We start from the raw sequence: 16,349 nt of genomic DNA, 5'->3' as shown, positions 1-16,349 counted from the left end.
ATAAAAACTACTATGAACTCAACAAAACAACGTATAAGCACCTATATACTAGGCCTATTTTTAGTACTCTGCAGCACTACCCTAGTCGCTCAAAAAAACTATTACGTAAGTGCCTCGGGCACTGATTCAAATAATGGGACATCAGCAGCATCCCCATGGAAAACCATAAACAAAGTAAACAGCATGAAGAATGCTCTAGCTCCAGGAGACATTATTCATTTTAATAGTGGAGATATCTTTTACGGAAGTCTAGATTTAAAAGGAAAAAAAGGTTCTTCTAGCAATGCCATCGTATTAAAATCTTATGGATCTGGAGCTAAACCCGTGCTAAGGGCGGCAAAAAAAATTACAGGATGGACACGTCATAGTGGTGCTATCTGGAAAGTAAGCCTACCTAAAATTGATAATGGGAGAATTCCATCTTTATTTTTAGAGAATGTAGCACAGCAAATAGGTAGAGAACCTAATAGTGATGCGCCTAATGGTGGCTATAGAACTATCAAGGATCATGCAGGAAACAATACCTCTATTTCTGAAGCTTCTAGTTTACCCTACGCTTCTAATAGTTTTAGAGGTGGTGAAATTACCATAAGAACTACAGATGATAACGTAAAAGTAGAAACTATAACGTCTCACTCCGGTACCACGGTAAACTTTAGTTTATCTGACCCTTCTGGTAATTTTGAAAATAATATAGAAAACAATTTTGGCTACTTTTTCCAAAACCATGTAAACACTTTAGACAAAAATGGAGAATGGGCTCATGACACTACTGCTGGTGTCTTATACTTGTATAGTACTAATGACCCTAATAGTTTGAGTGTAGAAATTCCTGAAGGAGAAGAGGCTTTGGCTTTGAACAATAGTAGCTATATTAAAATTCAAGATTTAAAAATAGAAGGCGGTTTAAAACAAACATTGGCGGTAAGCGGTGCCGCAAATTTAACGATGACCAACTGTGATTTTAAAAACGGAAACAACTATTTATCCTTAGGTTTTACACTTACCAATATAACAGCCACAAACAATACGTTTGAGCAAAGTAATAATAGCGCCATTCGTTGGGAAGCTATAAGCGGACTCACGTTTACCAACAATAAAATTGTAAACATCGGTATGCGCTCTGGTATGGGAGACCGCAGTTTTATAGGCTATACAGGCGTTAGGTTCATCAGTAAATCTGGATCTTCGGAGAACATCATAGAAAAAAACTCACTTAAGGATATAGGATACCATGCCTTAAATTTTTCGGGCGGTAATTTTAAAGTACGCTATAATGATATTAGTAATTATTGCTATACCAAAGATGATGGTGGCGGCATATACTCTGTTGGGAATAAAGAGGCTACAAATAGCGTATATAAAAATATGGTACATGATTCTCCAGGAGCTATCAGAGGTATCCCTACCGGTAGAGGCGTAAAAACTGCTGGTATATATATTGATAACGATTCACAAAATCAATCCATTTATGAAAATACAGTATACAACGTAGTTGGTTGGGGTATTATGGCTAATTTATCTAGTAAAAATAGCATTAAAGATAATACGGTGTATAACTGTGATTATGGTCTAGTATTATCTACCTATACAAATAGTTTTGGTGCTGGTGGTAGTGTTGCGAAGTCTACCAATAATACCGTGACCAATAATATTTTATTCTCTAAAAAACCTACGCAGTTTTCTGCTAGATATACCAATCAAATTACAGATGCAAATTTTAATACGTTTCTAGGCGATATCAATAGCAATTATTACTGTCAGCCTTATACCGATGGAAAAGAAGTGAGTGTAACGGTGGCCAGACAGACCAATGATTACACCTTAGATCAGTTTAAAACTAAGTACCCAAATTATGAAAAAAAAGGCAAAAGAGCGCCTGTTAGTTTTAGTACTTCTACTAATCCTGATTCATTTATTAAATTTGTTGTCAATAATACAGGAGCAAATAAGACCGTAAACTTAGGTACTATTGCGTATGTAGATGCTACACATAAGGCGTATTCTGGCAATATTACCATAGCGCCCTATTCTGCCATTATTTTATTAAAAGGAACAGCAGACACCAATACACCAATAAGCTCACAATTAATAGAAAACGGAGTATACACTTTAGAATCTATAAACTCTAATCAACGCTTGTTATCTAGAGCTTTAGAAAATTATGCCGCTAAAATGATTAACCCAGGTGATTATGACGATCAAAAATGGGTATTTAATCATTTAGGTGCTAATGTGTACACGATTAAAAACAAGAGCAACAATAGGTTCTTGGAAGTCCCTTATGCTAAATGTGAAAATAGCATACAAGTAGCGACCTACACAAGTGCAGGACAGGCGCATCAACAATGGAAAGTTGTTGAAAATGGAGAAGGTATTTATGGGATACAACCAAACCATTGTCATGCACAAGGTTTAGACCGCAATAACGGGGCCTTGAACACCAATGTTATTACGTATGCTTATGCTACAACAAATGGAAATCAAAAATGGAAGATTGTACCTGCGGCTGCCAACCTTACCGTAAGTGCAATGGCACTGAAAGTATTTCCGAATCCAGCGCAAGAATATATAAAGATTGTGGGCGTAAGTTCAGGAGATGAATTAAAAATTAGAGATATGAGTGGTATCGTTTTAAAAGCCATACCCGTGACTTCTGATGAAGAACTTATTTCTTTAGATGGCCTAAAATCCGGAATGTATATAATTTCTGTAGCCGGTAAAGAAAGTCTACAGTTTTTTAAACAATAAGCAGAATACCTTTATAAAGCCTCCCAGATATAACATCTGGGAGGCTTTTCTGTTTATAGCTAGTTCATACGAATGCTAAAAGTATAGTATCTTCCAACAAATCACATCTTTTTAATAATTGAATAACTGATCCGCACAAAATGAAAGTTTTAAAATACATAGGCTACACTATTTTAGGAATTGTTCTCTCATTTCTTAGTTTGATTTATTTCTTAAAAATACAAAGAGAGACGGTAAAGAGTAGGCTAGATATTCAGGCTACTAAAAATCTAGTAATCCCTATTAAAAAAACACATTCTCAAAGGGTCTATTATGGCGGTCATGGTTTAGGTTGGGGAGGTGGAGATGTGAAAAACTTGATTGAGTTTAATTATCTTGATAAAGCTTATTCTCACGAAACACCCTTTATTCTTGTGCTATTTAGACTTTATAAAGAAGATTTTTATGTAGTGTATTATGATAGAGAAACGGACTTTAATAACATCACGTACCGATTTTACAAATCAAATAAAAAAAGAGAATTTGAGGAAATTAAAGCAACTACTTTTCCAAAACATCTAGCCATACAAAATAGATTTTGGTGTATTGAATGTTCTGACGGCAGTAAACCAGAAGAGCTAATAGGTCTGGAGCCTACAAATATGCTAGGTACAACAACCGCGCAATTATGGTATTTAATAGAAGGAAAGCCGAAAATGTATAATGAAAACCCAAAGCAATTTTTAAAAGAATACAAACGGAAATACATCACGAGTAGCGAATAAGTCAGAAAACATAATTCTACGAATATCCATCTTTCTTAGAAAGCATCCCTTTTTTAAAAACAAGATGTAACCTTCAATGATAATCATCAGCTTTGAATACCTCGGTTCTAATTACCTTTGTATCTTGTAATCTAAATGGTTTTACGACTACATATTCTTTAAATACAAGCCTATGCTTTGGTGTCTGATACTTTTCAATTTTATAATGTTTCAAGGAGATTTAACACCTTCCCCAGATAAAACATTATGGTATGATATTATCTATAAAGAGAAAACTATTGGAAGTTTAAAAGCGACAAAAACTCACAAGGATGCCAAAACAACCTATCATACCTCAAGTACTATTGCGTTTAGACTCATAAAAGAATTTGCTGTAAACTATAATTATAGTGTAGATTTTGAGGCTAAACTTTTGAAAAAAGCAGTGGTAAATATTCATATAAATGATAAGTCGCACGCAAAAACACTTACGCAATGGCATGAGAACGAATATCTAATTACTAAAAATGGAAAGTCTGAAGTCCCTATAAAAACTACCATTGATTACACCACCATCTTATTGTATTTTTTAGAACCCACACATATAAACAATTGTTACTCTGAGCAAGACGGTAGTTTTAATACCATAGTCTCTTTGGGCAATCATGTGTACAAAAAAATTAATGCGAATGGCAAAGAGAATGTCTATTATTACAAGAACGGTGTCTTAGAAAAAGCGGTTATTGACGGTGGTCTCATCGCTTTTGAAATGCTATTGCGGAAATAGACTTTCATAAAAATAAGTAAGCCTTCCCTCCTACTTGTTGATGATTGATGATAATTTCAAAAATTAGGCTTTAAAACAGGCATCAAACGCTATAAAATTGCATCGAATCCCTCAGTGACAAAAATACTTCTAGATACTAATTTAAAGCCAAAAAAAGCTTGAAATTCACTCGAAGTGACAACCGTATTCAATTTAAAAACGCATTGTCAGTTCGAGTGATTTTTGTGTAGGGCAGCGAAACAAAAATAGTATCGAGAACCGATGACAAGCAAAAAAGTACAACAGCAATAATAAAATGTAAAATAAAATGTATCCTTTTTAAGGTTTATCAGTCTACTTACTGAACCTTAAAAATTAGAATACTATGAATACTTGTAAATGCACCAATTGTGAATGTGCCAAATGTAATTGTAAAAATTGCATGGAACGTAATTGCCCATGTACTATATGTGAATGTACTAAATGTACCTGTTGTTAATTTTATCAAAAGCTAGTTATTTAACTAGCTTTTATTTATTTTTCAAATATGGAAACTCAAAAAATATGGAACAAATTCAATGATGAGCTCTATTTTTTTATTTTAAAAAAAACAAAAAATAAAGATCGGACCAATGATATTTTCCAAAACACGTTCCTGAAAATTCATGAAAATGTATCCAAACTAAAGAAAGAAGAAAAAGCTAGGGCTTGGATTTTTCAAATAGCTAGAAACGAAATAGCCAATCACTATACGAAGGAAGCAATTTATGTGGAGAAAAATAGTGCGAATATAAGTGAGCCGTTGGAAGAATATCAATCGGTCTGTTGCTTTGATAACTTCATAAATGACCTTCCTGAGATTTACAAACAGGTAATAGAGTTAATTTATATCAAAGGACTAAAGCAAAAAGATATTGCCATACAATTAGATATAAGTCTTGAAAACGTAAAAGCAAGAATTAAAAGAGGCAAAGATATTTTAAAGAACAAATTCAACACATGTTGTAAATATGAGTTTGATAAAAATGGAAAGTTAAGTGGGGAGTCTAACTGTGCTGTTTGTAAAGCATCCTGAAATAGGCTTCCAAACAGGGTACTGAAGTAGAAAACAGCTAATTTCTTCTTTAGCTATCCGCTTTGAGTCGTTTAAAAACTTAGCTGTTGCTTATACTGTTAGTCATATCTTAGTACTAAAACGTAACAAAGTCAAATCTTCGATGTCTTTAAATAAAAAATATGAATAAGATTGCTAGTGTAATTGGTCTCCTTATGTTGTTAGGATGCCAGTCTGAACAAAAAAACACCATCGAGCCATTTGAACAGTTAACAAAATCTGTTGATCAATATGCTGAGAATATAGTAAGCCGTGGCAACATAAAATCCATGTCTGTAGGCATGTACAAAAACGGAAATACATATCATAATTATTACGGAGCAATTGATTCCGTTTCAAAAAACCCTCCAAATAATCAAACACTCTTTGAAATAGCTTCCATTTCAAAAGTCTTTACGGGTTCCTTAATGGCAAAAGCCATAGTAGATAAGAAAGTGTCATTAGATACAGATATTAGAGAATTCTTGCCAAGAGCCTATCCTAATTTAGCATATGAAGGCACTCCTGTGACTATTAAAAACTTAGTTACCCATACACTAGGATTTGAAACCCCTACGAAATTGAAAAATGTATATTCCAAAATATTTTCGGGGGAATATGCAAAGAACCCTATTGCCTATACGATAGAGGACTTATTTGATGAGTTAGAAACAACAACATTAAGCCATGCACCAGGAACATTTTATGAGTATAATAATGTAGGTCCAGAAATTGCTGCTTATATTTTAGAACAGGTATATAAGAAACCTTATCCTGAACTATTAAACGAATTTCTTAAAGAGATAGGTATGAAAAACACCTATCTACAGGACTATAACAACCACAAAGACCGTCTTATCCATGGCTACACAGAATCTGGTGCATTAGCCACAATAGACGAGAATCCGTTATTAGGAGGCGCATCGGGCATTATCACAACGCTACCAGATTTAATGAAATTCATGCAATTTCAATTAGAAGCTAAGCAGCCCTTTATAAAAGAAGCTACCCGTACTTTATTTGAAAATGAGGAAGAAAGTGTTGGCTATTTTTGGGATGTGGGGTATGCTGAAGAAGAAGGGTTTTATTATTTAAAATCAGGAACCTCCAATGGCGTACAAAGTATTCTATTGGTTTGTCCAGATACTAATTACGGACAAATATTGCTAATGAATACTACTTCTGAAGAAGCTGTAAACGATTGGATAAATCTATACAATAAGATAGAATATGACCTGATTAGATACCCGAAAATCAATTTATGGTCACAAGTAGCGCCTTTGTTTCTTAAAGATCCAAAAGAAGCATCAAAACAATACTTAGAATTAAAGAAGGATACGGTCCAATATTTTGCCACAGCAAACTATCTTAACAAAGTCGGCTATGATTTTCTGTACCAAGAGCAAACCGCCTTGGCTATAGACGTTTTTAAACTTGCAATTTCAACAGATCCTGAAAATGCAAATTTATACGATAGCCTAGGGGAAGCATATTACAAGGCTAAACAATATAAAAACGCAAAAGAGAGTTATGAAAATGTCCTAACATTAGATCCCGATAACACCCATGCTAAAAAAAATATTAAAGAGATAAATTTAGTCTTAGAACAATCTAATTAGCTTTCGTCAAAAAAGTAGCCTTATAGACAACCTTTCACTATCCAATATTCTTTGTCAGCAATTTCATTTTCTTGCAAAATGTATTGATGTTTACGTTTGATTGTAGTTTCAAAATGGCTCAAGATGAATTCAAACTCTTCGTCTGTCAGCTTAATAATTTCTTCTATATGTTGCTGTAATGGATGTTTCATTTAAGTATTGCCAATATTAAAATAAGAATTTTATAGGGAAAATAGTATCAAAAAATAAGACTAAAAGATAAGTAAGCATAACTATTGGAAATAAAAATTAGAGATGATTGAGGACTATTTGAACAAAATGAATCTGAAAAGAGAATAAAAACTAATTAATCCTTCAAATGGAGGATGGAAAGGTTGACATTGAGCATAGAAAATTAATGGCATTTAAAATTGTTATATTTTTTCAAAGCTTTTATTTTGGTTTCTTGTTCTTTATAAATCCCAAACCTATATTTTCCAGTTTCGTAATTAAAATGATAATCTGCATTACAAAACAGTGAATCTTTTATTGAGTACATGACTACTTCAAAATGAATTTCGGAAGATCGACTGTAATTATATCTAGTTGACATTAAATGAAAGTTATCAATATTTATGCGGTCTTTTTGTTGATTATCAGCCAAAGCAGCAATGTTTTTTTTATTGATTAAAATATTAATTACGGTATCATTGAGTTTTAAATTACCATTATTAGCCTTTTTCTTATCCCTTATTAATAATAATTCATACTCCATATTATGCTTAGGTTGAGATAAATTTGGAGTTATTTTTAGTTTATAAGCATAATTACCTAATCGTATGTCCTTAATAGAATCTTTGTCTAAACAGACTTTATAGCTTTCCTTCTTTTCTGTACTTTTTGGTTTTTCTGATATTTTTTTTTGTGGTTCCGGTTTTTCATTTTTACAACAGCATAAAGAAAAACTGATAATGAATAGTACGATGATTTGAAGAAAATTTCTCAAAATTTCAATTATTTAAATGCTAAATTAATGTGTTTTATTTTTATTATATTTCTAATATCAATAAGAAACATTTAATACCTATATCGTATTAAAAATTGTATTGATACTAAAATAGATATAAAAAACATAGGGCGTCTGTGCTAAATTTTATTTTCTATGAATATTAATAAAGTCCGCCAAACCTGAAAATTGGCATTTTCAACAAAAAAGATAAAAGTTAAATATTTATAAATAGCGGAGTAATAAACCAAAACCTTGATACTTGTCTCCCATCCTACTCATTTTACACACAACCTTATGTAACTGCAGTTCATGCTCCTAAAGCGATCAACACTATGCCAAAAAAAATATCTATGAAACCCTTCTTTTTCGGACTTGAAAAAAAACTTATAAGCAAAGAAGAGTTTTATTTTGACCATGAAAATTTCTATGCTATTCATCAAGACCTTCAAAAAAAAGTGTTTAAACTCAGTACCATTACGGAGCTTAAAAGAACCGCTACTCAAGTAAATAATAGACGTATTTGGCAGATTACCATTCAACAAGCTAATGCTACCACTGTGGTATTTAAGTTTGCACATAATTATACACTATGGAATAAAAATTTTGCGATATTTCATAAAAAAATAAAAAAAATAAATCCCGAAGCCATAAAATCAAAGTGGAGTTTATGGTCCATGTAAGCAACAAAGCACAAAAAAATTCTTAGAACTCATAGGCCATTTAGAATCTTAAATAAGAAAATTTAGACGTCCTGTACTTTTACAAGATGATCCTAGCGATCTAGAGTTAGATACATATTCAAGTAAATAGCTAACGATTTTGCTGATACAGTACTTACCATCCAACCCATAGTTTTATAGCTAAGCAAACGGAGCTTATGGTAATGTAAGTAGTATATCGATGTAGGTCTCAGTTCTTTAAAATTATATAGAAGATATAATGAACATATGTTTAATATATCTTAAATTGGCAGTATAATGAACATATGTTCATTATACAATTGGTTGGCTACCATTAAAAAATAACATATGAGCGAAATAAAACTCAAAAGCAAAGCTGAAGAAAAAGCTGAAAAAGCTGAAAATTTAAATGCTTTTAGCGGAATAAAACTATTACATATTAAAAAACAAGTTGCTTTAATCCTAGCTCAAATAGGGAGAGAAGGAATTTTTGATGAGTATACCAAACATGACATTAGCCATATAGATTACATGCTTGATTCGCTTGAGTGGATAATACCTAACGAAACTCAAGATATAATGACATCCTCTGATTGGTTAATGGTTACCCTAGCAATTTATTTTCATGATTTAGGTATGTTAGTGACTAAAGATGAATTTAAAGGTCGAAATAAGACCTCCTTTAAAAAGTACAAACAGTTAATAGAAGAAGGTAAATTTGGTCAAGATTTTAAAGAAAAAATTTTCAATCTTGAAGGTGTTGAAAAACAAGATAGGTTTATTTATCAGGAGCATGTCAGAAGAACCCATGCAGAAAGGATTAAGTATTGGATTTTAGAAGAGAATAACCCTATTTACCCTAATAATATTGCAATTATAGATGAAATCAAAAAGTTGATTTCAAATGCTGATAATATGTTTAGAAGAGACTTAGCTTTAATTTGCGAAAGTCACCATTTATCTGATTTAGAGGATTTTGAAAAATACAAACCTGATCAACAATATGGTCCTTCAAAAGACGAAAAAGTTAATTTGCACTATTGTGCATTAATATTGAGAACAGCAGATTTACTTCACATAACTTCTGACAGAACTCCCTCAATAGAGTATAATTTAATAAACCCTTCTGATCCAATTAGTCAAGAGGAATGGGCAAAACAAAAGTCTGTCAAAACTGTTAGGGTTAAAACCAAAAAAAATTCAGAAGGTCAATTTGATGAAACAATAATCCAAGACACTCTGGAAGTTATAGCTCTTTTTGAGAAGGATATGGGCTTTTTTGGATTGATTTCATATATTAACTATGCCAATTCACAACTCAAAGAAAATTTCAGACTAAACGAATTAGCCAATAAAACTTATGGATACAATTTCAACTATCCTTGGAAGAGGATTGATGATAGTTCAATAGAAACAAAAGATTTTGAAAAAAAACAATTTGAATTTGTTCTTGACCAAACAAAAATACTTGACTTATTAATTGGTCATACTCTTTACAATGATTCTTCCGTAGTATTAAGAGAACTTACTCAAAATGGAATTGATGCTTCAAAGCTTAAAAAATATGAATTAGATAAACAAGGGAGCAATTCTTATGCACCTGAAATAAAAATATCTTGGAGTAACAAGGATAGAGAATTATCTTTTATGGATAACGGTACAGGAATGACTCTTGAAATTATCCAAAATCATCTACTCAAAGTAGGATCTTCTAGATATCAAGATGAAAATTTTATAAAAAACAATCCTGATTTCTCTTCTATTAGTAGATTTGGTATTGGTTTATTAACTTGTTTTTTAATCGCCAATGATATTGATATCATTACCAAATCAAGTGAATCAGACAAAGCAATTCTACTTAGGATAAAAAAAATACATGGTAAATATTTATTGAAATATTTACCTGTTGACAAATTACCAGCCGAAATAAAAGAACATGGTACTATTATTAAATTGTATGTACGCACAGAAGTTGATTTAGACAATATTGAAAGTGATTTAAAAAAATGGATATTATTTCCTGATTGTAAAATGACGTTCAATGACAATGGAAATGAAATAAATATAGGTTATAAAAAGCCTAGTGAATTACTAAAAGAATATTTGGAAAATGCAGGATATGATTTCACCGATAAAAACTTAAAAATAAAAGAAGTTTATCATGATGGAGTAACCTTGGCATTTGCTCTCAGGTATGTTGAACACTGGAAAGAATGGAATTTTTTAGAATACCGTGAACATTCAAGAGAAAACATGCCTCCTATAGGGACATGCGTAGAAGGTATTAGGGTCGATTTTAATACCCCTGGTTTTCAAGGCAGAAATCTATTTGCAATTGTAAATTCAACTGGTAAAAACTCCCCCAAAACAAACGTTGCTCGTTCAAACATTGAAATCACACCAGAAAAGGAAGTGCTACTTACATCTATTTACAATTTGTATTTACAACATATTTCTGACGAAATGGAGAACCTAATTAAACAAGGGTTTTCTATTACTTGGGCAGCAACTGAAGGAAATTGGCTTCTAAAATCATTTTCTCAATCGAATCCATATAACAAAAGAGACATTAAATTTGAAGATTTGGAAATTTTTGAAAAAGAGCTGTCAAATACAAAATGTATCTTAATTGAAAACAATAATAAACGGGAATTAAAAAGCATAAATGAATTAAAAACAATCAACCATTTTTGGACAATTGATTGTGCTTCTTACTCCTCAGCTGATTCACTTATCAAAGAAGTTAAATCGTCCAATACTTCTGCATTATCATTGTTGCAAAGTATTTTTGGAGATAGTGATTCTAATATAGGACACATTGACAATCTTCTTTGCAACAATAATCAATCTGATAAATATATTGAAAAACTAATTGGGGAAAACTTTCAAGTTAACTCTATCAAAATAATTCCTTCACAAAGACGCCTAGACTTAAAATGGTCTTTAAGCGATAAGAAAATTTGGGAAGAGATTAACCTTATGGATGACGAACCGTATAGAGGGCATGTTTCTAAGTGTTTTATACAATTACATGATTTCGATATTGATGATTCAATTAATCAAACAGCAATAAATTCCTCTAATGCATTGTTTATTCTGAAAAACTCAGAATTAAACACTTATCTAGTCAAACTAATAGAACAATTATCTGATAAAACACAAGAAGACAAAATAGCTTTAGCTAAAATTGTTGCCTTATTAAACAGTTTCTTCTACTATAAAAATTTAGACAAGTCCAAGATTGAAGAATTAATAGAATCCAGATTCCAAAGAAATAATAATCGTGATCTTGACAAAATTGTTTGGAACAGAGTAGATAAAGATGAATTAATTACAACGATTTTGAAAACAGACTTTATTAAATATGATACTACAGTTTGGTTTAGAAGAGATATGTACTAAAACGGTAGCCAACAATATGTATAGTGCATAGCACCCTTCGGGATACTACGACACCATACACAAAACGCTAGGCGAAATTTCAGAAAATGATATATATTTTAGTTGGGCTTTTTATTTTTCTAGGTGTCTGTTTTTTTTTCTTTCGTTCTCCAAGACCTAAAATCATGCCCTTGGAAATTAATAAAGATAACCCGACAATGATTGCCGCAATTAAAAATGCAAAAAATAGTTTAGACGAGTTTAAAAAATTATTGGACCTATACCCAAAAGAAGGACATGTTAAAGTTCCATTTTTGACAAACTCAGGAGAAACTGAATTTCTTTGGGGAGATGTCACCAAAATAATGAATAGTGATTTAGATGTTTTTTTAACTACTCCACCAATTACTCATGATGGAAAAATGGACAGAAATGTAAAGTACAGCCTAAATGATATTGTGGACTGGACCGTAACTGTCCCAGATGAAAAAATAAAAGGAGGGTTTACTATGAAAGCCATGTTTGAAATTTATATCGACAAATATGGCGAACTACCCGAAATACTACTTCAGGAAAAAAATATGTACGAGTAAAAAACTTTGCCTAACACAACCTATAAACAATACGGGCTTCAGGTTTAATCATGAGGTTTGTGTATTTTTATGAAGTCCGCAAAATCTTTTGGATTTAGCTTTGGACAAAAAAAGAAAAAGTAAAACAATAAGCTTTAGCTTCGTGCGTAGACGGAAACGAAAGGTTTCCTTGACTCCGCACTACGCTTAGCTGAGACCGTTAGCCATCATTTTAATGAACATTCAAAATATTAAATACATATTGATTTTAATTTTGACAATTTCATTTGGATGTCAAAATGAACCTAAAATGGATGGAAATTATTACGTATGTGAAACCGGTTATTATGAGATATATATTAGAAATGATTCGATACGTGCGGCATCAGACACTAATGGAGATGACCTAACTGAATGGCAAAAAATGGACATTGAAAATGATACTCTTTATTTTATCCAATTTGGACAACTGATTGATTCTGTTAAAGGTAAGATGAAGTATGTAGGAAATGATAAAATGGAATTTAACTATATAATAGGTTCAGGAAAATATAGTTTCGTGGGTGTAAGCACTCTAAACCGAATTGATGATAAATTAAACTTCAAATCGATTAAAGAATTCTGGGTAGAATTTAAAAAGAGACAGAATTTAGCAGACTGTGAAAGCATACCGAAAAAAAACGCTGGATAACACAAACTATAAACAATAAGAGCTTTGGACTTACCTGCCTTCCGGCAGGCAGGATCGAAAGGTTTGCGTATTTTTATAAAGTTCGCTAAATATAAAATTTGAGGTATATAGTAACATCTATTCAAGATATCTTAAATTGGCGGTATTATGCCCATTTGTTTAGTATCCAATTTTTGTAAACCATTATGATAGATTTATCTCATGCTGAGCATCAAATTCGCTGTGTCACGAATTTTGAAGACCTTATTTCCATGCCTTTTATTGGAAAAATTAACGCGGCTTGTTGGACTCGTGAATTAGTAGGCGATTTTGCTGAGATTATCCAGCAAATAGAACTTCACGAAAACATAGCGGAAATTAATCAAGAAGAGCTTCGTGAACTCGAATTAAGCGATCAGGGACAACTTGCTCGTGAAATACTTTTAAATGATTTGCAGGCCTTGAAAAATCTTGGTGCATCTCCGGTACTAAATCTAATCAAATGTTATGAAAGAGATGATGCGTACCCATTTTTCCCAACAGATGTGTATTCTTTTCATGTAGATCGTTCTCCTATCCCTACCGATACCTTTTTATGCACGTACCATGGCGATTCGAGCGATATAATCCCCAATTCACAAGCCATTCAAAAAGTATTGGTACCTGAAATTCGGGAGGAACTCAGAAAACTATATGGTGGAGCAGATGAAGGTTTTGAAGCATTTTTAAGTGAGTATTTCTTTGATCTCCATTATCAACCGAAACCTGAAGCGCCTATTATTAACTTAGGCATTGGCCATTTATGGAAATTAGCCGTGGATCATCCTGAAAGTAAATCCCTTCCGTGTATTCACAGAGCACCTAACGAAATAACAGGACAACATCGTTTGTTGCTGATCTGTTAAATACCAATTAAAAAAGTCATAGATTTTCAAGTGCGCTGTAATCCAATAAAAGGCTAATTATTTACTCGAGGAAAATTATTTACAGTACCCTTTGCATATAATTTATAAATGAAAAAATTAAGCGCTTCGTAATGTATTAGGTGATGCTACTAATATATAGTCACAAAAAACGTTTTAGTTTAATAATTAAATTTTCTCACTCTAATCAACTTATTTACCAACTGCACATGAAAACCTTATTTAAAAATTTAGAAAATAAACATATCACTTTAAAAAATACTAAGTTATTACCTATACTACTAATAACAGGTATTTTTCACTTGATCTATTTTATTTACGGTTTTCTGTTAACAGATGATCCAAAAGTATTTCAAGAATATGAGTTTCATAAGTACTATGAAAACAACTTACTCCTAATAGGAGCACTAACATCGCTACTACTATTGATATTTTGGATATTTTTAATGAGTAAACAAAAATCATTCAAATCTTTCTTTCAATTTTCCAATAGAAAAATTTTCTTTCAATTTTTATGTTATTTTTTTATCTCATTTTGCCTAACCTCATTTTACTATTCGTTTAGCATTGGATTAATGTGTGGTATTAAATCTAATTATTCCAATAAAGAGCTGGCTAAGGACATAGAGATAGTGAATAAGGCTGGTGTATTTTTAAATTTTGATAAAGCATATTATTCTTTAAGCAATCGTACCTATGACTTTCCTTTTGATAAGTTAACATCTACGGAAATATCAAGTGATGCTACTGAGGATTACTTCTATAATTATGAAGATAGAAAATATCGGTTCTGGTCCGTTAAAGAAACAGAAGAAACCTATAATGAAAAATACAGAAGTGATAACCGTACCGTAAGGACCAAAATAAATTCTGATAGCACTAAAATTACTATGATTTCTTTTGATTCCATTACCAATGTTATTAGAAATCCTTTTGATACTATTCCTGCTGATTATTTAATTTTTAAACCCTTACCACATCTAAAACTTGATACAACGCATACCAATGATTTCCAAATAGGAGAAATTATTTATAAAGAAAATGGTAAGATAAAAAAAGCCATTGTAGAAATCAAAAATTACACTAACTATCAGCTTTCAAAAGCTAAAAGTTATAAAGAATATCAATTAAATTATTACAATTACTCAAGTGTTCTAATACCTGTAAAAACTACTATTGCAGATACTAATTATAAATTTCAAGCAGAAGGATATCATAATGCCCACCTTAAAAAAAGGTATAACATGAACAAATTTGTTCACGAACTTTTAAATAGTGAGGACAGGGAAGAACAAATAAAAAAAATAATGGCTGACTTTATTTCACTTACAGATAAGTATGAAATAAAGAGAAATATAGATGCAGAAGAGTGGTTTGACCTAGTATATAATGAGCAATCTGTTGTTAGAAATATTATTTTCGGTACAGACCCTAATAGTACTGATGCTTTAATGACTTATGGAACAGCCGGCTATAGCAAAAAAGTAGAAGATAAAAATCCTTATATAGATGTTTTTTCCTTGACGAGTATATTCCACCCTATTAATAATAGCCTAAAAGGCAATCTATTAAAGAAAATACGATCCAATTGGAATTACTATTTATATTTAGCATTTATTTATTCTATAATAGTATTTGTATTCCGAATTTCGAATATTAAAATCTTTATTACCTCGTTAATTCTAACTGCTGTCGTTTTTATCATTTCCATTGGTCCAATAGATCACAGTAAAACTTATTTTGAAGAAGTATATGTTCAAATCATTTGCTTATTAGTTTTATATACGAGTTTTATTGTCCTGCCCTATATACTCTACAAAAAAAACAAATTTATTTTTGGTGTACTATTTAATCTAGGACTCATCTGTTTTCTTCCTCTAGTCTACACATTACTCTTTTGTGTTTCCTCTCTTCAGGTACTTTCAACAAAAACGGGTAGTGAATATTTTCCAAGATATGTATACAATGATATATTAACAAAACTTGGCGATAACCTGCATCCAATTCTCCTTATTTCTGGTTTTATATTTTTATATTATTCAATTCCATTAATCAAAAAAGCAATTACTAAATAAAAAAAATGTGGTCTTGACCACTCAGTAAACAGCTATGTAAAATCAATCCTTAACAAACCCTGTATTAATTCTAATAATAAAAGCATAG

13 protein-coding genes are annotated in these 16,349 nt (G+C 31.6%); 11 read left to right on the top strand and 2 right to left on the bottom strand.

Features of this window, described 5'->3' with window-relative positions; translation table 11 throughout:
* The first annotated feature begins 12 nt into the window (after positions 1–12).
* From M666_RS12640 to M666_RS12620, 5 genes are all read left to right on the top strand, one after another.
* Positions 13–2,751 (top strand): RICIN domain-containing protein, encoded by a 2,739-nt coding sequence (locus tag M666_RS12640; RefSeq protein WP_029446145.1) that lies wholly within the window; start codon positions 13–15, stop codon positions 2,749–2,751.
* A 140-nt stretch (positions 2,752–2,891) separates the two neighbouring features.
* Positions 2,892–3,515: a hypothetical protein gene (locus tag M666_RS12635; protein WP_029446144.1), complete on the top strand. Its 624-nt coding sequence runs from the start codon at positions 2,892–2,894 to the stop codon at positions 3,513–3,515.
* A gap of 172 nt (positions 3,516–3,687) precedes the next feature.
* Positions 3,688–4,281: a DUF6134 family protein gene (locus M666_RS12630; protein ID WP_029446143.1), complete on the top strand. Its 594-nt coding sequence runs from the start codon at positions 3,688–3,690 to the stop codon at positions 4,279–4,281.
* Positions 4,282–4,807: 526 nt separating this feature from the next.
* Complete coding sequence (locus tag M666_RS12625; RefSeq protein ID WP_029446142.1) at positions 4,808–5,335, top strand: sigma-70 family RNA polymerase sigma factor; 528 nt, start codon at positions 4,808–4,810, stop codon at positions 5,333–5,335.
* Between the two features lie 161 nt (positions 5,336–5,496).
* Complete coding sequence (locus M666_RS12620; RefSeq protein WP_029446141.1) at positions 5,497–6,972, top strand: serine hydrolase; 1,476 nt, start codon at positions 5,497–5,499, stop codon at positions 6,970–6,972.
* A 20-nt stretch (positions 6,973–6,992) separates the two neighbouring features.
* Here the strand turns inward: M666_RS12620 and M666_RS20495 are convergent, their stop codons facing one another.
* Both M666_RS20495 and M666_RS12615 read right to left on the bottom strand, forming a co-directional pair.
* Positions 6,993–7,163, bottom strand: a complete 171-nt coding sequence (locus tag M666_RS20495; RefSeq protein WP_158400236.1) for a cyclic nucleotide-binding domain-containing protein — start codon at positions 7,161–7,163, stop codon at positions 6,993–6,995.
* Between the two features lie 203 nt (positions 7,164–7,366).
* Positions 7,367–7,957: a hypothetical protein gene (locus M666_RS12615; RefSeq protein ID WP_029446140.1), complete on the bottom strand. Its 591-nt coding sequence runs from the start codon at positions 7,955–7,957 to the stop codon at positions 7,367–7,369.
* A gap of 335 nt (positions 7,958–8,292) precedes the next feature.
* Here M666_RS12615 and M666_RS12610 point away from each other — a divergent pair, with 335 nt between their 5' ends.
* The 6 genes from M666_RS12610 (at position 8,293) to M666_RS12585 (ending at position 16,261) form a co-directional block, all read left to right on the top strand.
* Positions 8,293–8,640, top strand: a complete 348-nt coding sequence (locus tag M666_RS12610; protein WP_029446139.1) for a hypothetical protein — start codon at positions 8,293–8,295, stop codon at positions 8,638–8,640.
* 348 nt (positions 8,641–8,988) lie between these two features.
* The gene (locus tag M666_RS12605; protein WP_029446138.1) at positions 8,989–12,042 is read left to right on the top strand and encodes an HD domain-containing protein; all 3,054 of its coding nucleotides are present in this window, start codon (positions 8,989–8,991) and stop codon (positions 12,040–12,042) included.
* A 164-nt stretch (positions 12,043–12,206) separates the two neighbouring features.
* Positions 12,207–12,614 (top strand): DUF2314 domain-containing protein, encoded by a 408-nt coding sequence (locus tag M666_RS12600; RefSeq protein ID WP_029446137.1) that lies wholly within the window; start codon positions 12,207–12,209, stop codon positions 12,612–12,614.
* Positions 12,615–12,903: 289 nt separating this feature from the next.
* Positions 12,904–13,284: a hypothetical protein gene (locus M666_RS12595; RefSeq protein ID WP_151198052.1), complete on the top strand. Its 381-nt coding sequence runs from the start codon at positions 12,904–12,906 to the stop codon at positions 13,282–13,284.
* 185 nt (positions 13,285–13,469) lie between these two features.
* Positions 13,470–14,168 (top strand): hypothetical protein, encoded by a 699-nt coding sequence (locus tag M666_RS12590; protein WP_029446135.1) that lies wholly within the window; start codon positions 13,470–13,472, stop codon positions 14,166–14,168.
* 593 nt (positions 14,169–14,761) lie between these two features.
* The gene (locus M666_RS12585; protein ID WP_151198051.1) at positions 14,762–16,261 is read left to right on the top strand and encodes a syntaxin family protein; all 1,500 of its coding nucleotides are present in this window, start codon (positions 14,762–14,764) and stop codon (positions 16,259–16,261) included.
* The last annotated feature ends 88 nt before the right edge of the window (positions 16,262–16,349 follow it).

Source organism: Cellulophaga baltica 18 (assembly GCF_000468615.2).
In the GTDB taxonomy this organism is placed as follows: Bacteria; Bacteroidota; Bacteroidia; order Flavobacteriales; family Flavobacteriaceae; genus Cellulophaga; species Cellulophaga baltica.
Note: the sequence above shows the minus strand (reverse complement) of the source record. Positions and strands in the feature narration are given on the sequence as shown.